Here is a 21,078-nt window from a genome sequence, read left to right as displayed (position 1 = left end):
CTGCCGCGGAGGACGGAGTTGCCTCAGGACGGGCTTCCGGAGGGAATGGGCGAAAGGGGGAAGAGGGGAAGGGGAAGGGGAAGGGGAGCCGCTGCTCCTACGCCCCCGCCCCCAGCGCGCGCCCCCGTGCCGAGATCCCCGCCGGTACGGCGCGGGCGCGGGCCGGAGTGCCCGTCCAGCAGGTGCCGCGGCGGGCCAGCAGGCGGCGCAGCCACAGTTCCAGGGAGACCAGGTCCGCCAAGCCGTCCAGAGGGACCGGGGCGCCGGCCGCCGCGGACCGCACCGCCTTGCGGACCACCCGGGCCTCCACCAGGCCCGCCTCCGCCAGCAGCGGTGTGTCGAACAGGGCCACCAGGGAGTCCGCGGCCAGTCGCAGGCCCGCGCGGGCGGCGGCCGCCGACGACGCGTGCGAGGGGGCGCCCCAGCCCGACGGCAGGGGACCGACCCCCGCACCCTCCAGGACCGTGCGCAGGATCGCCGCCCGTGCCCCGGGCTGCACCCTCAGTGCCTCCGGAAGCACCCGGCACGCGCGGACGACCTGGTTGTCCAGGAACGGCGCGTGCAGTCGCTGGGAGCGGATCTCGGCGGCCTGCTCCAGCACCCGTAGATCCGCCGCATGCCTCGCGAGCGCCGCACGCGCGCGGAAGTCGCCCGGGCGCTGCCCCGGACCGACCCCCGGCCGCCACCCGGCTCCTTGCAGACGAACCGATACTTCAGCGAGGGCCTCGCCGGTCAGCCAGCGAGCGGCGGGTCCCGGTCTTGCCCAGGTGAGGGCGGCGAGCGACGCCCCCACGGCACCCCCCGGCTCCTCGAACCTCCGCTGCATCAGCCGGTCGGCGAGTGCGTCGACGCCGGCCCGGTACGGCGTGCGGGCCAGCCTGCGCGCCGCCCCGTACACGCGCGCGGGGACCGTCACCGAGCCGTCCGCCTTCGCCAACGCGGCCACGGGGCGCACCAGATGACGCCGCTTGCGGTCCATCAGCAGGTCCGCGAGACGGGCCGGATGCGCGTCGAGGACCTGGCGCGCGCCGTAGCCCGTGAAATGGTCCGCGCTGCCCGAGGCCAGCCGCGCGCGGTGCCTGGCCGCCGTCACCAGGGACGGGCCCGGCTCGTCCGTCAGCGGGACCTCCAGGTCGGCGTAGGGGAGCACCTCCTCGCCGCCGGTCACCACCACGTGGTGCAGCCGGGGATTGGCCGCCAGCGTGCCGGCCCGCTCCAGTTCGGCCTCGCGGCCCCTGACGGCGAGGTCGTTGAAGGTGACGGCCAGCAGACGCTCCCCGGCTCCGGTGCCGTGTCCGAGGATCGTGCCGGGCATCCCGGGCAGTCCGGCCGCGAGCAGTGCCAGCGTGCCCGAGGCCGGCCCTCCGGAGAGGTCCGCGCCGATTCCGGGGACGGGCATCCCACGCGCGGCACGGCGTTCCGCCGGGCCCATCCCGGGGACGGGCCCGGGGTCGATGTCGGCGCCCGGCACGTGCCGGGGAGCCGCCAGGCGCGCGCGTACGGCCTCGACGAGGGCGTCGCGCACCGCGTCCACCGCGGCGGCCGGGTCCGCCGACGGCGCGGCGACCGCGAGGGAGGCGACGGGTTCGTACCCCGCGATCTCGCGGGCTCCCGCGCGCAGCACGAGCGCATGCCCCGGCGGGATGCGCCGTACGCCGTCGTACGGGGTCGAGTCGTGCACCGCGGCCGGAACGTCGGGGGCGGCGAGGAGGGCCGCCAGGTGCCCGAAGTCCAGGTTGGCCTCGATGAGGTCGGCGAGGGGCAGCGCGGCCGTCGAGTACGCCGTGCCGCCCGCCCAGGGCGTGTAGAACACCGGCCGGGCACCCGCGAGGTCCCCGCACACCGTGATCCTGCGCCCCACCTGGACGACGGCGGTGTAACTGCCCGGCCAGGCGGTCAGATGGCGAAGTGCCCCTCCCCGTGCGGCGAAGAGACCCACGCGCAACTCCTCGTCGGTGGCTCCGCACGTGCCCAGGACGGCGATCCGGGTCTGCGCGTCGGCCTTCACGACGCGGACCTCGTCGGGGCGCCAGTCGCCGACCGCCCACAGCGGATCGGGGTCGCCCCACAGGAGTTGGGAGCCCACCGGGTGCACGGTCTCGCCGTCGTGTCCGGTGGCTCCAGCCGATCCTGGCTCGGCTGCTCCAGCGGCGGTGCTGCTCCATCCCACCAACCACCGCATCGACGCCTCCACAGGCTGTGGACAACCAGTGCACCGTACGAACGGCTCCCATGCTGCCACGAAGAATGCGCACTGGAGGGCGTGTGTCACGCGTTGCGCGCCCCGGAACGCGCCCTTGCGAACGCGAATGCGCCGACGGGCGCGTCGACATCGGCTCCGGCGCCCCGGCGGCGGACGAGGCCGACGAGGCCGCTCCCGAGTCGGTGAACTCCCTGTTCGCGCAGGGCGGCTGGAAAGGTTCAGCGACGCGAATGCGCCCCCGATTCGCTCCCCCAGGACGCCCTTCGCGCCCTCAACAGCCGTGGTCGGGGGCTTGATCGCCCCCGAAATCCACCGTCGATTTTCGGCCAAATCAGCCGCGGATGGCCAGGCTTGCGCACGCTGCGTAAGGCCGCGTGCAACGCACAGTCCGGGAGGCGGAGTTCGCCTCCCGGACCGGTCCGCCGCCCGCGGGGATGAAGGCGGCGGTGTCCCCCAGCCCACTGGATCCAGTACAGCGGGCCGACCCACGCACGGCCCATGGAACCGCTCCCCCGGTGGCCGGAGAAGAGCGCACGGACGGGCGCACAGCCACACATCGGGAGCGCGCCGCAACACTCCGTGCTGAGGTACGGACCACAATCCCGCCATCCGGATTTACGCCCCTTAACGCATGGGATGCGGCGAACTACGCTGGGTTTACGAATGCCGCGCGGTTATGCCACCGCCGCGGCAGCCGTCTGTGTCGAGGGGTGGCGCATGTCCAGGGAGCAACGCGGGCCGAACGAAAAGCTCGGCGCCGTTCTCGCCCTCGCGGGAATCAGCAACGCAGGACTCGCCCGGCGCGTCAACGACCTTGGCGCCCAACGCGGGTTGACTCTTCGCTACGACAAGACCTCGGTGGCGCGCTGGGTGTCGAAGGGCATGGTGCCGCAGGGCGCCGCGCCCCACCTCATCGCCGCGGCCATCGGCCAGAAGCTCGGCCGCCCCGTACCGCTCCACGAGATCGGTCTGGCGGACGCGGATCCCGCACCGGAAGTGGGCCTCGCCTTCCCCCGGGACGTCGGACAGGCGGTGAAGTCGGCGACGGAGCTGTACCGCCTCGACCTCGCCGGGCGCCGGACCGGCGGCGGCATCTGGCAGTCGCTGGCCGGATCCTTCGCGGTGAGCGCCTACGCCACCCCAGCTTCCCGCTGGCTGATAACCCCGGCCGACAGCTCGGTGGCGCGCGACCCCGGCCCCGGCGACGGGTCCGGAGCACCCCTGAAGGTCGGCCACAGCGATGTCCAGAAGCTCCGCGAGGCCGCGGAGGACGCCAGGCGCTGGGACTCCAAGTACGGGGGCGGTGACTGGCGTTCCTCGATGGTGCCCGAGTGTTTACGGGTGGAGGCGGCGCCGCTGCTGCTCGGCTCGTACTCGGACGAAGTGGGCCGCGCGCTGTTCGGGGCGAGCGCCGAACTGACGCGCCTCGCCGGCTGGATGGCCTTCGACACCGGCCAGCAGGAGGCCGCCCAGCGCTACTACATCCAGGCACTGCGACTCGCGCGCGCGGCGGCCGACGTGCCCCTGGGCGGCTACGTCCTGGCCTCGATGTCGCTCCAGGCGACCTACCGGGGCTTCGGCGACGAGGGCGTCGACCTCGCCCAGGCCGCCCTGGAGCGCAACCGCGGCCTGGCCACGGCCCGCACCATGAGCTTCTTCCGTCTCGTCGAGGCACGCGCACACGCGCGCGGTGGTGACGCCCAGGCGGCCGGAGCGGCCCTGAAGGCCGCCGAGGGCTGGCTGGAGCGGGCGCGCGACGGCGACAACGACCCGTCGTGGCTCGGCTTCTACTCGTACGACCGCTTCGCCGCGGACGCCGCCGAGTGCTACCGCGACCTCAAGGCGCCCCGCCAGGTCCGTCGCTTCACCGAGCAGGCCCTGTCGCGGCCCACGGAGGAGTTCGTGCGCTCCCACGGGCTCCGGCTGGTGGTCTCGGCGGTCGCCGAGCTCGAGTCGGGCAACCTGGACGCGGCCTGCGAGCAGGGCGTACGGGCGGTCGAAGTCGCCGGACGCATATCTTCGGCGCGTACCACCGAGTACGTGCGCGATCTGCTGCACCGGCTGGAGCCGTACGGGGACGAGCCGCGCGTGGCGGAGCTGCGGGAGCGTGCCCGGCCACTGCTGATGGCACCTGCCTGAGCGTCCCGGGGGCCCGACGGCCCCCGGCCCGCCCGCGGGCGTCCGGCGTGACCGCGTGACCTGCTCGGCCTTTCGGCGCCTCCCGGGTTTGAGGGCATTGTCAGTGGCACAGTGCACTATCGAAACCGGGAGGTGGAGCAGGTGCGGGAGATCGCTTACGACTGCGACGTGCTGGTGATCGGTGCCGGAATCGTCGGTCTGTCGACGGCGTATGCGATCACGCGTGTCGCGCCGGGCACGCGGGTGACGGTCCTGGAGAAGGAGCCCGGCCCGGCCCGCCACCAGACAGGGCGCAACAGCGGGGTCATCCACAGCGGGATCTACTACAGCCCCGGCTCCCTGAAGGCGCGGTACGCGGTGCGGGGAGCCGCCGAGATGGTCAAGTTCTGCGCGGAGTACGGCATCGCGCACGCCGTCACGGGCAAGCTGATCGTCGCGACGGACCGTGAGGAGCTGCCACGCCTGCATGCGCTCGTCCAGCGCGGCCGGGAGAACGGCATTCCCGTCAGAGAGCTGGGCCCCGCCCAGATAGCGGAGTACGAACCGGAGGTGCGAGGCCTCGCGGCCATCCATGTCGGCACGACCGGGATCTGCGACTTCGTGGCGGTGGCCCGGCAGCTGGGCGAGGCCTCGGGGGCGGAGATCCGGTACGGGGCTCAGGCCGTACGGATCGACCGCCGCCCCTCGCTGGGGGTCGCCGTGCGCACGGGCGACGGGACCGTGCTCCGCGCCCGCGTGCTGGTCAACTGTGCCGGGTTGCACTGCGACGAGGTGGCCCGCCTGACCGGGGACGACCCGGGCGTGCGGATCGTGCCGTTCCGCGGCGAGTACTACGAGCTGGCGCGGCCCGAGCTGGTGCGGGGACTGGTGTATCCGGTGCCGGACCCGGCCTTCCCGTTCCTCGGGGTGCATCTGACCCGGGGGACCGACGGAGAGGTGCACATCGGGCCGAACGCGGTGCCGGCGCTGGCGCGCGAGGGGTACGGCTGGGGGGTCGTACGACCACGGGAGCTGGGCGCCACGGTGACCTGGCCGGGATCATGGCGGATAGCGCGGCGGCACTGGCGGTACGGAGCGGGAGAGCTGCGGCGGTCGGTGTCGAAGGGGGCGTTCACGGAGGCGGTGCGGCGGTTGCTGCCGGGGGCCGAGGCAGACGATCTCGTGCGCGCTCCGGCGGGAGTCCGGGCGCAGGCCGTGCTGCGGGACGGAACGCTGGTGGACGACTTCCTGATCAGGGAGGGCGCCCGGACGGTACATGTGCTGAACGCACCGTCACCGGCAGCGACCGCGTCCCTGCCGATCGGCAGGGAGGTGGCACGCAGAGCGTTGGCGGTACTGGGCCAGGGGTGAGCCGGCGCCAGAGGTGAGCCGGTGCCCGGGGGCGGGACTCGGGACCGAGCCGGAGCGAGACCGGCCGCGGCGACACGGGCCCCGAAGACCATGGCGAACCAGGCCCTAAAATTGAAGCCACTGTGTCTGACTCCCTCAATTTCGTCTCCGAAGACCCCGAGGCCGCCTTCGGCGGTCAGAGCTGCCGTACCAGCGGGGCGGGCCCTTCGCACACCCCCCCTTCCTCCGTGCGTCACGCCCGGGCCAAGGGTGAGCCCCGGTTCCCCGACGGGCCGAAGGCCGATCCCGCCGGATCGCACTTCGAGCGGCGGATCCGGAGCTTCCAGCCCCGGCGGAGCCGGGTGACGGCCGGGCAGGCCGACGCGCTGCAGCGGTTCTGGCCCACCCGGGGGCTGGACATCGACGGACAGCGGACCGTCGACCTGGCGGAACTGTTCGGGAACACGAACCCCGTCGTGCTCGAGATCGGGTTCGGCATGGGCGAGGCCACCGCTGAGATGGCCGCCGCGGACCCCGGCACCAACATCCTTGCCGTGGACGTGCACACGCCCGGCCAGGGCAATCTGCTCAATCTCGCCGACCGGAACGGACTGTCCAACATCCGGGTCGGGAACGGCGACGCGATCATCCTGCTCCGCGAGATGCTCGCCCCCGGCTCCCTCGACGGGCTGCGGGTCTACTTCCCCGACCCCTGGCCCAAGAAGCGCCACCACAAGCGGCGGCTCATCCAGCCCGAATTCCTCACGCTCGCCGCCACCCGTCTCGCGCCGGGCGCGCTGGTGCACTGTGCGACGGACTGGGAGCCGTACGCCGAGCAGATGCTCGAGGTGCTCACCGCGCACCCGGACTTCGAGAACACACAGCCCGACGGCGGGTACGCGCCGCGTCCCGGCTTCCGTCCACTGACCCGTTTCGAGGGTCAGGGACTGGACAAGGGGCATGTCGTGAACGACCTGTTGTTCCGGCGCGTACAGCACCGAGACCGGCCGTCCGCCGGCGACTGAGCGCCCCACGGTGCGCCCCGGCACCGTCGCGGGCGGTGCCCCTCCCTCGTTAGGGTCGATGCCGTGGCCACCCCTCCCCCGTATCCGACGCAGCCCGACAGCAACGCCGACGGGCACGCTCGCGGGCACGCGCACTGGTGGCAGATGCGGTGGGTGCGTTACGGCGGCCTGATCACACTGCTCGCGCTCTCCGGGCTCGTCATCCTTGCCCTCGTGCGGCAGCAGACCGGCACCGAGGGGTTCCTGGTCGGTCTGGGCCTCGCGGTCCTGCCCGTGCCGCTTCTCGTGGCCGCCTTCCGCTGGCTGGACCGGGTGGAGCCCGGGCCCTGGCGGAACCTGCTCTTCGCCTTCGCGTGGGGCGCGTGCGCAGCCGCGCTCATAGCGATCGTCGCCAACAGTTTCGCGACCAGATGGATAGCGACGGCGATCGCCGATCCGAACAGCGCCGACACGCTCGGCGCGACCGTGATAGCGCCCGTCGTCGAGGAGTCCGCGAAGGCGGCGGCCGTGCTTCTGGTCTTCCTCTTCCGCAGACGGGACTTCACCGGGATCGTCGACGGGGTGGTGATCGCCGGGGTCACCGCGACCGGCTTCGCCTTCACCGAGAACATCCTCTATCTGGGCACCGCCTTCGGCACGGACCAGCTGAGCGGGGGGCAGGGGCTCGTGTCCGTGACGGCCGCGACCTTCTTCGTCCGCGTGGTGATGTCGCCCTTCGCGCATCCGCTGTTCACCGTGCTCACCGGGATCGGCTTCGGCATCGCCGCGCTGTCGGCGGAGCGCCAGCATGTGCGCCGGGCGCTGATGCCGCTGGTCGGGCTGCTGCTCGCGATGGGCATGCACGCCATGTGGAACGGATCGTCGACGTTCGGCGAGTTCGGGTTCATCGCGGTGTACGCCTCGTTCATGGTGCCCGCGTTCGGCCTGCTGACGTGGCTGGTCGTCTGGACGCGGCAGCGGGAGCTGAGGACCGTGCGGGAGGAACTGCCCGCGTACGCGACGGCCGGGTGGCTGGGACCGGTGGAGCCATTTGCGCTCGGCTCCATGCGGGCACGGCGGCTGGCCCGGGAGCACGCACGCCACCACGCCGGGAAGGCGGCGGCGCGCTCGGTGGCGGAGTACGAGGCGTACGCGACGTCGCTGGCGTTCCTGCGCCACCGGGCGCGGCGAGGGCGGGCGGGGGCCGATTTCGTCGTACGGGAACGCGAGTTGCTCTCCGAGCTCTGGGCACGGCGGGACGTGGCGCGCCCGGCACTGGCACATGCCGCCCGGGCCACGACCCCGGTGGCGCCGGCGGTATGGCCCGGATACGGACACATGCCGCTGCACGGACCACAGCAGTACGGGCCACAGCAGTACGGCCCGGCAACGCCGTATCCCGGATACAACCCCTATCGTTCGTAGAGGCACGACCGGTTCGGTACCACCGGGCCGAGCTGCGGACGAGGGCGCGCACTGCTACGGGCAGGGGCGGCCTCCAGTAGCGGTTAAGCCGACGCCGTCGTCAGCTTCGCCGTTTCCTCATCCGTCAGCGTGAGGTCTCGCACCGCCAGCAGGGCCGGCAGTTGCTCCACGTTGCGGGCGGAGGCGATCGGGGCCGCGACCGTCGGCTGGGCCGCCAGCCACGCCAGGGCCACCGTCGCGACCTCCGCACCCTGCGCCTGCGCGACCTCGTCGAGCGCCGCCAGAACACGCTGTCCGCGCTCGGTCTCCAGATGCTTGGCCGCACCCTCGGCCCGCGCCGACTCCACCGTCGTAGCCGGCCGGTACTTGCCGGTCAGGAAGCCCGACGCGAGCGCGAAGTACGGGACGGCCGCGAGACCGGCACGGGAGGCGACGCCCTGCAGCGCACCCTCGTACGTGTCCCGCGAGACCAGGTTGTAGTGCGGCTGCAGCGCCACGTACCGCGCCAGGTCCTCCCGGTCGGAGAAGTCGAGGGATTCCTGCAGGCGCTCGGCGGAGATGTTGGAGGCGCCGATGGCGCGTACCTTGCCCGCCTTCACCAGGTCGTCGAGCGCGCCGATGATCTCCTCGACCGGCACCTCGGGCTGGTCGAAGTGCGTGTAGTAGAGGTCGATGTAGTCGGTGTCCAGGCGGCGCAGGGACGCGTCGGCCGCGGCCTTGATGTTGGCGGCGGTCAGGCCCCGGTACTCGGGGTGCTGGCTGACCTTGGTCGCGACGACGACATCGGAGCGGTTGCCGCGTGCCTTGAGCCACTTGCCGATGACGGTCTCGGACTCACCGCCCTTGTTGCCGGGGCCCCACGCCGAGTACACGTCGGCCGTGTCGACGAAGTTGCCGCCCGCCGCCGTGTAGGCGTCGAGAACGGCGAAGGACTGGGCCTCGTCGGCGGTCCAGCCGAAGACCTTGCCGCCGAGGGAGAGGGGGAAGACCTCGAGGTCGGATGAGCCGAGCTTGCGAAGAGACGTCATGCCCTGCTTCAACTTCTGCCTCAGAAGCCTGTATTCCGCACTCTCCTCACCCGCACTCTCCTCACCCGACCGGCAGCCCTGACGTCGGGGGGGTGTCGTCAGGACCGCCGGGGTTCGGGAGGAGAGCAGTTGTCAGGGGTTGAGCCCCTTGCTCTGCAGCCATGCCATCGGGTCGATAGCGCTGCCGCCGTTCGGGTGGACCTCCAGGTGCAGGTGCGGCCCGGTCACGTTGCCGGTAGCGCCCACGCGGCCGATGACGTCGCCCGTGGACACCTTCTGCCCCACGCTGACACTGATCGACGACTGGTGGCAGAACCACAGCTCCGTGCCGTCGTCCAGGGTGAGGATCGTGCGGTAGCCGTAGGAGCCCGCCCAGCCGGCGGAGGTGATGGTGCCGCTGTGGATCGCCTTGATGAGCGTGCCTGTGGGCGCGGCGAAGTCGAGGCCGGTGTGGTACCCGGAGGACCACATGGAACCGGCGTCGCCGAAGCGGGAGGTCAGCGTGTACGAGGAGGTCGGGAGCGAGTACTGCGTGGCCAGTTCGGCCAGCTTCGCCGCCTCGGCCTTCTTCTTGGCCTCCTCCTCCGCCTGCTGCTTGTCGGCGGCGGCCTTGGCCTTCGCGTCGTCCTGCGCCTTGGCGGCGTCGGCGGCGGCCTGCTTCGCGGCGGCGGCCTCGGCGGCCTGCGCGGCCGCGGTGGTGACCTGGTCCTGCTGGGACTCGGCCTGCTGGATGATCCGGGCGCGCAGCGCCTCCCCCGCGTCCTTGGTGCCCGCGGCGGCGGCGTCGGTGGTCACTCCCGCGGTGCTCAGGGCGGTGGCGGAGCCCTTGGGGGTGCCGGTGTCCTCGCCGATGAGCGCCTTGGCCGAGTCCGTGACGGAGGAGACGTCCGGCAGGGAGATGGACACCGGCGGCTTTCCGGTCTGCGCGGTGGCCATGCCGCCCGCACCGACGGCGGCCATCACACCGACGCCCAGGACGGTGGAGCTGCGCGCGAATCCGCCCCCGCGCTGCTTGGTGACGCGGTGCCGGCCACGGACGGGGCGGAGGGACTCCTCGGTGGGGTTCCACTCCTCCCAGGGGCCCTCGTCGATGCGGGATGCGAAGCCGATCGCCTGTGTGTCGTTCGGCGCGAACGAGGTGCTCTGGGCAGGCCGGTTGGACGCCACGTGGGCGCACTCCTTTCCTTCCTTCTCGCCTACCGGGTTAGCTGACGGGTTCGGAGCAGGAAGGTCTCCTACGCGCGTATACCAACCGTGCTTACACGGCGGTATCCGCTCGATTCACCCCAAGGTGGTGGTTCCCCGGCTCCCTTGCGGGATTCGGCACGCGCGCACGGAGCCGTCTCTTGTGACGGCTGGGACAACCGCGCTGCGTTATCGAACGTTAATAGACGCCGATGCTTGATTCCAAGCGGTTCGGGCACATCGCTTCCGCCTTTTGACCTGGACTTTCGTGTCATGAACGGCCAAAAACGGGCGAGTTGACCACGCCTCGGAGAGTGCACTGTAGTTGACGGTGTGTCAGTTGTTATGCGGAGGGGAGCTGATCACTCACACCTCGTGACAACGATCATGAAGCTCCGGACGGCGTACGGCCAACAGGGCCATGTCGTCGGTGGCGCGGCCGCCGGTGTGGCGCGCAACCCCGGCGGTGACGGTGGCGAGCAGGGGGCCGGGCCCCGGGAAGACGCGGCCGGCGAGGCGGTGGGCGAGGTCGTAGAACTCGCCCTGCGCGTCCCGCGCCTCCGAGACGCCGTCTGTGTGGATGAGCAGCGTCGCCCCGGGCGGGAACGCCCACTCCTGCGCCCGGTCGGGCCAGCTGCCCAGGTCGCCCATGCCGAGCGGGGGCGCGGGCTCGTCGGCCTCCAGTTCGCGCAGGGTGCCGTCGGGGAGCAGGAGCAGAGGGGCGGGGTGGCCGCGGTTGACGATACGGACGACACCGGCACCATGGGGGATCTCGGCGAGGACCGCGGTGGTGAATCCCTCGAACGCGTCCAGTGCGTCACGCCGGGTGCCCTCCCGCGACAGCGCCCGCTCCAGACGCTGGGCCACGGCCTCCGGCGTCGCCTCCTGCTCGGCGGCCTCCCGGAAGGCGCCGATGACGACCGCGACGGCGGCCACGGCTCCCATCCCCTTCCCCCGCACGTCCCCCACGACGAGCCGTACGCCATGCGGAGAGTCCTGCACGGCGTACAGATCGCCCCCGATGAAGGCGTCGGCCTGGGCCGCCTCGTACCGGGCGGCAATGTCGAGTCCGCCGATCCTGGCGGCGGGCTCGGGCAGCACGGCGCGCTGAGCAGCCTCGGCGATCTCGCGGGCGGAGGCGAGGCGTTCGTCGTTGCGGCGCACCAGCACGTTGATGAGGACGGCGAGGACCGCGACCGTGACCGTGGTGGCCGTCTCGGTGACCGCGTCGGCCTGCTCGAGGATGCCGAGCCCGAGGTGAACCGCGAGCACGCTGACGACGGCGGCCACACCGGTGAGAAGGGTGCCGCGAAGCGAGTACAGGGGCGCGGCGACCAGCGGGGCGGCGGTGAAGAGGGGGCCCGCCCTGAAGTCGGACGGGGTGAAGAAGTCATGGCAGGCCCCGGCGAGGATGAGCAACACGGGCAGAGCCCGCAGGACCGCCCGCGCATACGAGATCCGCCGGGTCTGGGACTCACCGGGGTGCGGCCACAGGGGGCCTCTGAGACGGGACTCGGGCACGGGGCCGCCGGACCGACCCCCGGGCCTGTCGCCTCCGTTGCCCGGCAGCCGACGACCGGTCGGGTCGCCGTGACCGTCACCGTAACCGTCGCAATCGCAGTCGCAGTCGCAGTCGCAGTCGCAGTCGCCGGGCAGTCGAACACCGGTCCGGGCACCGTCACCGGACATCCGAACACCGCGACCGTCACCCTCTCCGGACAGCAGACCACCCGCCCGGCCGCCATCACCGGACATCCGAAGACCGCGCCCGCCGCCGTCGCCCGGCAGACGACCGCCAAGCTGGTCGCCGCCGGGCAACGCGTCATCGACTTGGCCCTCGTCACCGGACAGCAGATCACCGGCTTGACCCTCGCCTCGGGACAACAGGTCACCGGAGTGACCCTCCCCTCCGGAAACCAGGTCACCGGAGCGACCCTCCCCTCCGGAAACCAGGTCACCGGAGCGACCCTCCCCTCCGGACAGCGGATCGCCTGAGCGGCGCTTGTCGCCGGGACGGCGCGCGCCCGACCGGCCGTGCGGGCCGCCGGAAGGGCCGCGGGTCCGGTCACAAGGCCCGTCGGACGGTCCGCGAGCCCGGTCGTTCGGTGTGGCGGGCCTTCGTCCGCCGGCCTCCTGGTCGTACAACTCCTCGGACCGCAACACGCCTCCTTGCTGCCGCACGCGTCCAGGCTTCCCGCCGGGGAGGCGACGGGCGACCGCTGTGGGCCGACTGGCGTAAGGCGTCGGTGGACCGTGTGCACGCGGGAGGGGCGGGGTACGCGAGGGCGGCGGCCAGCCGGAATCCGGGCGGTCCGGGCGCGGAAACGCCGAGGGCCGGGACCCTTTCGGATCCCGGCCCTCGGCCTTCAGTAGCGGGGACAGGATTTGAACCTGCGACCTCTGGGTTATGAGCCCAGCGAGCTACCGAGCTGCTCCACCCCGCGTCGGTGAGACCAGTGTACGCCATGCGCGCGACACGAAGTGCACGGGTTTTACGCCCGTGGCCCCTCACCAGCGTTTTCCGGCCGTCCAAGGTCCGGCGAGCCCGGGCCAGGAGCCGATTTCGGGGTCCGAATCGGAGGCGGCCTCACGGTCCGAATCGGAGACGGCCTCACGGTCCGAATCGGAGACGGCCTCACGGTCCGGATCGGAGACGGCCTCACGGTCCGAATCGGAGGCGGCCTCACGGTCCGAATCGGAGACGGCCTCACGGTCCGAATCGGAGGCCCGGCCCGCGCCAGGCTCAGCTGGAGGCCCGCATCGGGGACCAGCCCACGTCACGCGCCTCGACGTCCGGAGCCGGGGCCCGGCTCGTCTCAGCCGCGGTCGGCCACACGGCCCGACGGGGGCAACAGATGGGCGTTCGGAGCCTTCGCCCGGTCCCCGTACTCCGGCAGCACCACCACTTCCACGCCCTCGGCGGCCAGCACGGCGCTCCCGTCGGCGGACCGCACGAACGTGTCCGGCTCACGCCAGGCGGTCACCACCCGGCGTACCCCGGCCCCGACGATCAGCCGGGCGCACGGCGCGGGCCGGGAGGCGCGGCGGGCGCACGGCTCCAGACTGCTGTACACCGTGGCCCCCGGCAGCCGCGGATCCGCCGGGTCGAGCTTCGCCAGCGCCGCCTCCTCCGCGTGCACCACGGGGTCGCCGCTCTCCCGGGAGTGCGCCCGCGCCAGCTCCGTGCCGTCGGCCGCGACGATCACCGCTCCCACACTGAAGGCCGTCCGGGACGGAGGGCACTGCGCCGCGAGGTCGCAGGCAGCCTCCAGCCACCGCCGGTCGGCGGCGGAGGCGAGGGCGCCGGTACCGGGCGCCGCGGGGACGTACCGCATCAGTACGACGTCCCCGACGGGCCGCGTCTCCAGCAGCCGCATCCGCCCCGGCGGGTACGCCCCCGGCCCGAACATCCTCGGTGCGTCCGCCTGCCCCACGAACAGCGGCGCGACAACCAGCTGCAGCTCGTCCGCAAGCCCCTGCCGCAGCAGCTGGGTGTGCACCTGCCCACCGCCCTCGACCATCAGCCGCCGCACGCCCTTGACGTCCCCCAGGTGGGCGAGCACGGCCCGCCACTGCACGTCCGGCCCGAGCGCGATCACCTCCACGTCCGCCGGCAGCAGCCCCCGCAGCCGCTGCGCGCCCTTGTCGGTCGTGTAGAGGGCCTTGGCGCCGCCCGTCCGCCAGAACTGGGCGTCCGGATCGAGATCTCCGGAGGCGCTGACCGTGACCTTCAGCGGGTACTCCGGCAGTCCGGCGGCGACCCGGGCCGCCCGTCGCTCGGCCGAGTAGACCAGCAGCCGCGGGTTGTCGGTGCGCAGCGTTCCCGCGCCGACGAGGATCGCGTCGCTGCCCGCCCGCACCTCGTCGACCCGGTCGAAGTCCTCCGGTCCGGACAGCAGGAGCCGCTCGGGCCCGGTGTCGTCCAGGAAGCCGTCGAGGGAGACCGCGGCGGACAACAGGACGTAAGGATGGGGCATGGGATGCGCTCCAGTAGTCGGTTCAATTTTTAAACAATAACTACACTGTCGGCATGACGACCCGCTGGCTCTCCCCCGAGGAACTGCGCGCCTGGCGCTCGTACCTCGCCGCGTCGTGGCTCCTGGAGGACGCGGTCGACCGGCAGCTGCAGCAGGAGGCCGGCATGCCGCATCTGTACTACTCCGTCCTGGCCAACCTCTCCGACGCGCCCGGCCACCGCATGCGGATGACCGACCTCGCCGAGTCGCTGAAGATCACGCGCAGCCGTCTGACGTACGCCGTCACCCGTCTGGAGAAGGACGGCACGGTGCGCCGGGAGGGTTGCCCGACCGACAAACGCGGCAGCATGGCGGTTCTGACGGACGAGGGCATGGCACTTCTGGAGCGCACGGCGCCCGGCCACGTCGAGACGGTCCGCGCCTCCGTCTTCGACCACCTCACCACGGAGGAGGTGGCCCAACTGGAGGCGATCTGCAATCGGATCACCCAGGCGCTCCAGAGCGGCGAGGAGCGTTCGGCGTGCGGCGCGCTGCCGTGGCGCCGGCGTTCGTCCCCGGAGTGAGGCACCCGACAAAGGGCCGCTTGAAAAATAAGGTTGCTTGAAATTTAAAGCAGGGGTTACAGTCTCCGACCGAGGTTGTGCTTCAAATCTGAAGCATGGGGCGCACCCTTCGCATCCCGCGACCCATCGGCCCGGAGAAGGACGACAGACATGCGCGACGCACGCGACGCCACCGCCACCGCCACCGCCATCAGCGACAGCAGCAACCCCACCAGCCTTTCCACCGCCACGGTCCGCACCCGCGTGACGGTCCCGCTCCGCTTCGGCGACGGCTACACGGTCACCGCCGACCTGGTCACCTTCCACGGCCTCGCCGACGGCCAGGAGCATGTGGCGGTGGTCCTCGGCGAGCCCGCCGCCGGCCATCTGCCGCTCGTCCGGCTGCACTCCGAGTGCCTGACCGGCGACGTCTTCGGCTCGGCCCGCTGCGACTGCGGTCCCCAGCTGCGCGAGGCGGTGGAGCGCATCGCCGACCGGGGCGGCGTCCTGCTCTACCTACGCCAGGAGGGCCGCGGCATCGGCCTCTACAACAAGCTCGACGCATACGCCCTCCAGGACCAGGGCCTGGACACCTACGAGGCGAACGCCGCACTCGGTCTGCCGGAGGACGCACGCGACTACACGGCCGCCGCGCAGATGCTGAACGCCCTCGGTATCGGCACCCTGGACCTGCTCTCCAACAACCCCGACAAGGCGGCCCAGCTCCGCACCCTGGGTCTCACGGTCACTCACCGCGTCCCGACGGGCGTCTTCACCACCGCGCAGAACGTCCGCTACCTGCGCGCGAAGGTGGTCCACACCCAACACACGCTCCCGCTGACGGAACTGACAGCCGGTTAGGGGTCACAGCAACGAGTAAGCGCCCCCGCCCGCATGATCCCGGTCGGGGCGCTTCCTCGCAGCTCAGAGGGGGTACCCCAGGTACGGCTCAGCCTGCTCCGGCGGACTGTGCTGCTCCGACTGCGGCTTTCTCTCCACTCGAACCCTCCCCGCGCCGAGAGTTTCAGCGCCCGCCGCGAGTGTGAGAGGGGGGTTCCGCCAGCAGATGTTGAAGAGGCAACAGGTTGTCCCGTCACATACGCTGCACCGCCGTAACGCAGGCCTGCGAAGCCAACTCCGTGTTTCAGTGGCCGAGCACCACCACCCGGTGTAGCGTCGTGATCAGCAGTCGTGGTTCCGAAGTCCCGTTCGCCCGTGATCGCAGTCACGGGCGTTTTCGCTGTTTAACGCCTCTCCGGACCAGGGCGATCACCTCCGGATCCCGCACGGTGCGGGGCCCGATACGACTCCCTCGAAGGAGACAGGCACATGGCTACAGGCACTGTGAAGTGGTTCAACGCGGAAAAGGGCTTCGGCTTCATCGAGCAGGACGGCGGCGGCCCCGACGTCTTCGCCCACTACTCGAACATCGAGGCCCAGGGCTTCCGGGAGCTGCAGGAAGGCCAGAAGGTGACATTCGACATCACGCAGGGCCAGAAGGGCCCCCAGGCGGAGCACATCCGGCCCGCATAACAACGCACGAAGACCCGGCCATTGCTCCACCAGCCGGGTATGTGTCGGCCATCGCCCCGCCTCCAGACCTGCACGGTCCGGAGGCGGGGCGTCGTGTCGTGCGAGGACCGATTACCTTGGTGGCGTCCCGCCCGTTGGGTGCTCGGGACTTGCCGGGGCCTCCGACAGGCCCCGGCACCCCCTGATGCGTTTGGTGGTCAGCGCACCTTGACGGTCTCGGTGGGCGTGACCATCTGCAGGTGGAGCTTTTTCGAGTTCCAGTCCGTCTCGTAGAGCGCGCCGCGGAACTGCAGCGTGCCACGGTGCTCCGCCCGCACCCATGTGTCGACCTTGCCGCCGTCCCAGACCGCGCCGTGGGCGCACTTCACCGTGTGCCAGGATCCGGTGCCCTGTCGCTGCTGCACACAGAATTTCTGAAAGAGGTCGTCGTCGTTCATGGCGTACCCCTTCACGTGAACGCGTGCGCCGACCTTCACGGTGTGCGGACTCACCTTGAAGCCGTAATCGACCTTGGCGGAAGCCGTCACCGCACTCAGCCCGAGTGCCGATATGCCGACTGCCGCAATGACTGCCCCACGCGCAGCGCGTCGCTTGAGAAAACTCATCGTCTGTCTCCCCTTTCGGGTGGTCCCGTGCTCGGTAACAGCGAAAAGACGACCGGCATGAACCTGTTTCCACGGACCGTTGCCGCCCATCAGCTCAGCGATTGCAACCTGTCAGAGGGTCAATGGGGGTGCACCGTTGCCCCGCAATTCACCATCTTTTGGCGGCTCTCACCGACGTCGGGGGTTCGGAATCGCGTACTACGCCGCGCAGACTTCGGACACGCCGCCACGGCTGGTGGACCCAGCTCCTACAGTCCCGCCGACGCCAACCAGCCATGGGTCACTGCCACCTCAGTACCGCGCTGCCTACGATCCCAATGCGCGTCTATTGGGCGTCCTTGCCATCGTGTCGCCTTTGTTGACCACGATCACCGGCTTCTACTTCGGACAGCGTGCCGGCGAGGCAACGGGTGAGGCCGCAAAGTCCGAGGCCCGTAGGAAGCAGGCGCAGACCGCATCCGTTCTCTTTGAGTCGGGTCACCCCGAGGCCGTCCAGCTACTCAGGAATCAAGGCTTGGTTGCAGCGACGCCGTCCCCACCTGGTCCTGGTGGCCCGCCTGCCGCTGGCGGCCAGCCTGGTGACGGCAGCAGGAGATCGTAGGTAGCCCCGGCGCTTATGGACATGACGCTGCCCCAGCCGCGTCGGGGGTCCCGGCTGGGGCAGCGTCTCCCGGGCCGAGGCTACGAGGACCCAGGGCGCCGCGGGCAGCACAGGACGAATGACCATGATCGCCTGCACTTCGGCCGAGCACTGGCCGAGCCGGCGATCTCCGAGACACCGGAACACGCAGAAGCCCCAGGCCAGATGACCTCTGACCTGGGGCTTCTCTGTAGGCCCTGTGGGACTCGAACCCACAACCAATGGATTAAAAGTCCACTGCTCTGCCAATTGAGCTAAGGGCCCAGGCGATGTTGCCTCCCCGAGCATAGCCGGAGGAAGCCGGGACGCCGATCGGGTATCGGTTACCCGGCCCCACCGCCGACCGAGACCCTGCGGATGGCACCACCGCCGAACCGGCCCGTCACCTGCGTCTACGGGACCCGCCGGGCCGGGGCGTGGGTGAAAGCACACGCCGGGCGGCGCCGTGAAGCCGAACTGCGGATTCAGGTGGGCGCCCAGCAACGACGCCGCGCCGAAGTCGGCCCCGGGCGGTCACCGCGATCCGGCCGAGCATTCCCCTGGCGATTCGCTCAGCGAGGACCATCCAGGGGCATGACATGCACCACACAGCGGATGCTTTGGCCAAGAGTCGCCGGGGAGTGCCGCTCCGCAGGACGACCGGGCACGGCCGCAACGGCCGAGGGCCCGTACGGCCAATGCCGTACGGGCCCTTGCGATGCCGGTGTCAGACCGCGTCAGCCGTTGCGCTTCCAGCGCGGCTTGTCGTCGCGGCGGCCGAACGCGCCCGCGCCACGGTGGTCGTCACGACGGCCGTACGGGCGCTCGTGCGCGCCGGAGCGGAAGCCGGGGCGGTCGCCCTGGCGGTCCCGGTTGAACGGGCGGTCGCTGCTCCGGTGGCCCCCGCGCTCGTCGCGGCGCTCGAAGGGACGCCGGTCGCCGTCGCGACGGAAGCCACCACGGTCACGGTCGTCACGCCGGTCGAACGAACGCCGGTCGTTGTCGCGACGGTCACGGTCGAAGGGGCGACGGTCACGGTCGTTGTCGCGACGGAACCCGCCACGGTCGTCACGCCGCTCGAACGAACGCCCACCGCGGTCACCGTCCCGGCGGTCGAACCCGCGGTCACGGTCGCGGCCACCGAAGCCACCCCGGTCGGAGGGGCGACGGTCACGGTCGTTGTCGCGGCGGAACCCGCCACGGTCGTCACGCCGCTCGAACGAACGGCCGCCGCGGTCACCGTCCCGGCGGTCGAAACCACGGTCACCACGATCACGATCGAAGCCGCGGTCACCGCGGTCACGGTCCCGGCCGAACCCGCCCCGCTCGTCACGGCGCTCACGACGCTCGTACGACGACGAACCGGCCGTACGCTCGGCGCGCTCGCTCCGATCGATCCGCTCTGCGTCCTGAGCGGTCGGCTGCTCCGGCACGGAGACCTCGGCGACCGCTGTCTCGGACACCGGCGACGCGGCGGGGGCAGCCGGGGCCTCCTGGCCCGCCGCAGCCGCTGCGACCGCGGCCTCCGGGTCCTCACCGCGCTCCCGCGCGGCGCGTGCGATCAGCCGGTCGGCCTCCTCGCGCAGTTCGGCCGCGCGCCGTGCGGCGCGCTCCAACTGCTTGGTGAGGTGGGCGACTTCACGCTCGGCCTGCTGTGCGGCGTTCCCGGCGGACTCGGCCTCGACCTCGGTCATGGACCGGGCACCGGTGATCTCGGCGACCTCCGGGTCGAAGGCGGCGCCGCCCTGGATGATGTGGCGCGAGGCGTCGACGCCCGCGTCCTCCATCAGCCGGAAGATCTGCCGCCGCTGGTGCGGCAGGGCCAGGGACACGACCGTGCCCGTACGGCCCGCACGCGCCGTACGCCCGGCGCGGTGCAGATAGTCCTTGTGGTCCCCGGCGGGGTCCACGTTGAGCACGAGGTCGATCCCGTCGACGTGGATGCCGCGGGCCGCGACGTCCGTCGCGACGAGCACGTTGACGTACCCGTCCTTGAAGTCGGCCAGCGTCCGGGTGCGCGCCCCCTGGGTCATGCCGCCGTGCAGCGCGTCCGACTTCACACCGGCGTCGCGCAGCTGCTCGGCGACGCGATCGGCCCCGAGCTGGGTGCGGACGAAGATGATGGTGCGTCCCTTGCGGGAGGCGATGGCGGCGGTGACCGGGGCCTTGTCCTTGGGCTTCACGATCAGGATGTGGTGCGACATGGTGGTCACGGCGCCCTGCGCCGCGTCCACCTCATGGCTCACCGGCGCGTTCAGATACCGGTCGACGAGGGTCTGGATCTCGTTCTCCATGGTCGCGGAGAAGAGCATGCGCTGACCGCCGGCCGGCACCTGGTCGAGCAGCTCGGTGACCTCGGGCAGGAAGCCCAGGTCGGACATCTGGTCGGCCTCGTCGAGCACCGCGATCTGCACGTCCTCGAGGGAGCAGGCACCGCGGTTGATGATGTCGCGCAGCCGGCCGGGCGTGGCGACCAGGATGTCCACGCCGCGCTCGAGGGCGTAGATCTGGTTGCCCATGGAGGTGCCGCCGCACACGACCTTCATCTTCAGCCCCAGCACGTCGCCGTACGGCTGCAGCGCGTCCGCGACCTGCATGGCCAGCTCACGGGTCGGGGTGAGGATCACGGCCCGCGGCTTCTTCTTGTCGGTGCGGCCGCCGGCCAGGGTGGCCAGCGTCGGCAGGCCGAAGGACAGTGTCTTGCCCGAACCCGTCCGGCCCCGGCCGAGGATGTCCTTGCCCGCCAGGGCGTCCGGGATGGTCGCGGCCTGGATCGGGAAGGGGACGGTGACGCCGTTCTGCGCGAGCTTGCGGACGATGCCCTCGGGCAGACCGAGATCGACGAACGTGATCTCGGCAGCGGCGTCGTCGCCCTCGGGCAGGACGACGTGCTCAGTACTGGCAATAGACATGCGAAATGCGAACCTTCCGGAGTTCACGGCACGCGCCCAAACATCCGTGAAGTCGCAATCGACCGCCTCTATGCGGTCCGGCCACGGCAAGGGAGAGTACGCGCCACACGCGGCGCGTCCTGTAGGCGCCGGGCAAATGGGATCAAACGATCTACCACCATACGCACCCGCCCCCACCGAACGCAAACCCATCCCCCTGTATCCCGGGTGACCCTCACCACACGGCCGCTCCGCCTCCGGTCACCTCACAGCGCGGGCCGCCCCGCCCGCGGAGCCGGCTCCCGCAGGACCAGTTGCGTGGTCTGCTCGTGCGCGGAGGACGAGGGCTCCGCGGGCGTGGGGGACGGCGCCGGGTCCGGCTGGGTCGTCGGCGAGGGGGCCGCCGACTGCGGAGGGCTCGGGTCCCCCTTCGTCGGCAGGGGAGGCACCGCCCCGCCGCCCCCGTTGCCGTTCTTCGAGGTCTCCTTGGTGGTCGGCTGGGCGCCCTTGGCCCCGGCACCGCCACCGGACGCCGACGCGGAGGGCGACGAGGAAGCCTTGGACGACGCGTCCTTGTCGGACGAACCCCCCTTGGCCG

15 protein-coding genes, 2 tRNA genes, 1 pseudogene and 1 riboswitch are annotated in these 21,078 nt (G+C 71.5%); of the genes and pseudogenes, 8 read left to right on the top strand and 10 right to left on the bottom strand.

Annotated elements, in window-relative coordinates; translation table 11 throughout:
- Positions 1-97: 97 nt before the first annotated feature.
- Positions 98-2,182, bottom strand: a complete 2,085-nt coding sequence (locus AAW14_RS36320; protein ID WP_265568709.1) for an asparagine synthase-related protein — start codon at positions 2,180-2,182, stop codon at positions 98-100.
- Between the two features lie 738 nt (positions 2,183-2,920).
- On the opposite strand from AAW14_RS36320, the gene AAW14_RS36315 reads away from it, so the two are divergent.
- The 4 genes from AAW14_RS36315 (at position 2,921) to AAW14_RS36300 (ending at position 8,100) form a co-directional block, all read left to right on the top strand.
- The gene (locus AAW14_RS36315) at positions 2,921-4,342 is read left to right on the top strand and encodes an MFS transporter (protein ID WP_265568708.1); all 1,422 of its coding nucleotides are present in this window, start codon (positions 2,921-2,923) and stop codon (positions 4,340-4,342) included.
- A gap of 132 nt (positions 4,343-4,474) precedes the next feature.
- The gene (lhgO, locus tag AAW14_RS36310) at positions 4,475-5,692 is read left to right on the top strand and encodes an L-2-hydroxyglutarate oxidase (RefSeq protein ID WP_265568717.1); all 1,218 of its coding nucleotides are present in this window, start codon (positions 4,475-4,477) and stop codon (positions 5,690-5,692) included.
- A gap of 122 nt (positions 5,693-5,814) precedes the next feature.
- On the top strand, positions 5,815-6,696 hold the full coding sequence (trmB, locus tag AAW14_RS36305; protein WP_416223431.1) for a tRNA (guanosine(46)-N7)-methyltransferase TrmB: 882 nt from the start codon (positions 5,815-5,817) through the stop codon (positions 6,694-6,696).
- Positions 6,697-6,759: 63 nt separating this feature from the next.
- Positions 6,760-8,100 (top strand): PrsW family intramembrane metalloprotease, encoded by a 1,341-nt coding sequence (locus tag AAW14_RS36300; RefSeq protein WP_265568707.1) that lies wholly within the window; start codon positions 6,760-6,762, stop codon positions 8,098-8,100.
- Between the two features lie 83 nt (positions 8,101-8,183).
- Here the strand turns inward: AAW14_RS36300 and AAW14_RS36295 are convergent, their stop codons facing one another.
- From AAW14_RS36295 to AAW14_RS36285, 3 genes are all read right to left on the bottom strand, one after another.
- Positions 8,184-9,128: an aldo/keto reductase gene (locus tag AAW14_RS36295; protein WP_265568706.1), complete on the bottom strand. Its 945-nt coding sequence runs from the start codon at positions 9,126-9,128 to the stop codon at positions 8,184-8,186.
- A 132-nt stretch (positions 9,129-9,260) separates the two neighbouring features.
- Positions 9,261-10,295 (bottom strand): M23 family metallopeptidase, encoded by a 1,035-nt coding sequence (locus AAW14_RS36290; RefSeq protein ID WP_265568705.1) that lies wholly within the window; start codon positions 10,293-10,295, stop codon positions 9,261-9,263.
- A gap of 11 nt (positions 10,296-10,306) precedes the next feature.
- A riboswitch (cyclic di-AMP (ydaO/yuaA leader) is annotated at positions 10,307-10,464 on the bottom strand.
- Between the two features lie 215 nt (positions 10,465-10,679).
- A complete protein-coding gene (locus tag AAW14_RS36285; RefSeq protein WP_416223430.1) occupies positions 10,680-11,834 on the bottom strand; it encodes a PP2C family protein-serine/threonine phosphatase in 1,155 nt (384 codons plus the stop codon).
- 69 nt (positions 11,835-11,903) lie between these two features.
- Between AAW14_RS36285 and AAW14_RS36280 the strand changes: the two genes are divergently transcribed.
- On the top strand, positions 11,904-12,308 hold the full coding sequence (locus AAW14_RS36280; RefSeq protein WP_265568704.1) for a hypothetical protein: 405 nt from the start codon (positions 11,904-11,906) through the stop codon (positions 12,306-12,308).
- A gap of 375 nt (positions 12,309-12,683) precedes the next feature.
- On the opposite strand, the gene AAW14_RS36275 is transcribed toward AAW14_RS36280, so the two are convergent.
- Both AAW14_RS36275 and AAW14_RS36270 read right to left on the bottom strand, forming a co-directional pair.
- Positions 12,684-12,757 (bottom strand) — tRNA-Met (locus tag AAW14_RS36275).
- A gap of 372 nt (positions 12,758-13,129) precedes the next feature.
- A complete protein-coding gene (locus tag AAW14_RS36270) occupies positions 13,130-14,290 on the bottom strand; it encodes a dihydrofolate reductase family protein (protein WP_265568703.1) in 1,161 nt (386 codons plus the stop codon).
- Positions 14,291-14,343: 53 nt separating this feature from the next.
- Here AAW14_RS36270 and AAW14_RS36265 point away from each other — a divergent pair, with 53 nt between their 5' ends.
- The 3 genes from AAW14_RS36265 (at position 14,344) to AAW14_RS36255 (ending at position 16,365) form a co-directional block, all read left to right on the top strand.
- Entirely contained in the window at positions 14,344-14,853 is a 510-nt protein-coding gene (locus AAW14_RS36265; RefSeq protein ID WP_265568702.1) for a MarR family winged helix-turn-helix transcriptional regulator, read from the top strand.
- 150 nt (positions 14,854-15,003) lie between these two features.
- Positions 15,004-15,693 (top strand): GTP cyclohydrolase II, encoded by a 690-nt coding sequence (locus AAW14_RS36260; RefSeq protein ID WP_265568701.1) that lies wholly within the window; start codon positions 15,004-15,006, stop codon positions 15,691-15,693.
- Between the two features lie 468 nt (positions 15,694-16,161).
- Positions 16,162-16,365, top strand: coding sequence for a cold-shock protein (locus AAW14_RS36255; RefSeq protein WP_265568700.1), 204 nt, complete (start codon positions 16,162-16,164; stop codon positions 16,363-16,365).
- Positions 16,366-16,562: 197 nt separating this feature from the next.
- Here AAW14_RS36255 and AAW14_RS36250 read toward each other — a convergent pair whose 3' ends face one another.
- The 4 genes and pseudogenes from AAW14_RS36250 to AAW14_RS36235 all read right to left on the bottom strand — a co-directional run.
- A complete protein-coding gene (locus AAW14_RS36250; RefSeq protein ID WP_265568699.1) occupies positions 16,563-17,060 on the bottom strand; it encodes a hypothetical protein in 498 nt (165 codons plus the stop codon).
- Positions 17,061-17,801: 741 nt separating this feature from the next.
- A tRNA-Lys gene (locus AAW14_RS36245) sits at positions 17,802-17,874 on the bottom strand.
- Positions 17,875-18,326: 452 nt separating this feature from the next.
- On the bottom strand, positions 18,327-20,501 hold the full coding sequence (locus AAW14_RS36240; protein WP_265568698.1) for a DEAD/DEAH box helicase: 2,175 nt from the start codon (positions 20,499-20,501) through the stop codon (positions 18,327-18,329).
- A gap of 245 nt (positions 20,502-20,746) precedes the next feature.
- Positions 20,747-21,078: pseudogene (locus AAW14_RS36235) on the bottom strand (hypothetical protein); the annotation flags it as partial.

Origin of the sequence: Streptomyces hygroscopicus, from assembly GCF_026168105.1 — a bacterium.
Taxonomy (GTDB): domain Bacteria; phylum Actinomycetota; class Actinomycetes; order Streptomycetales; family Streptomycetaceae; genus Streptomyces; species Streptomyces hygroscopicus_D.
This window is presented reverse-complemented; position numbering and strand designations above follow the sequence as displayed.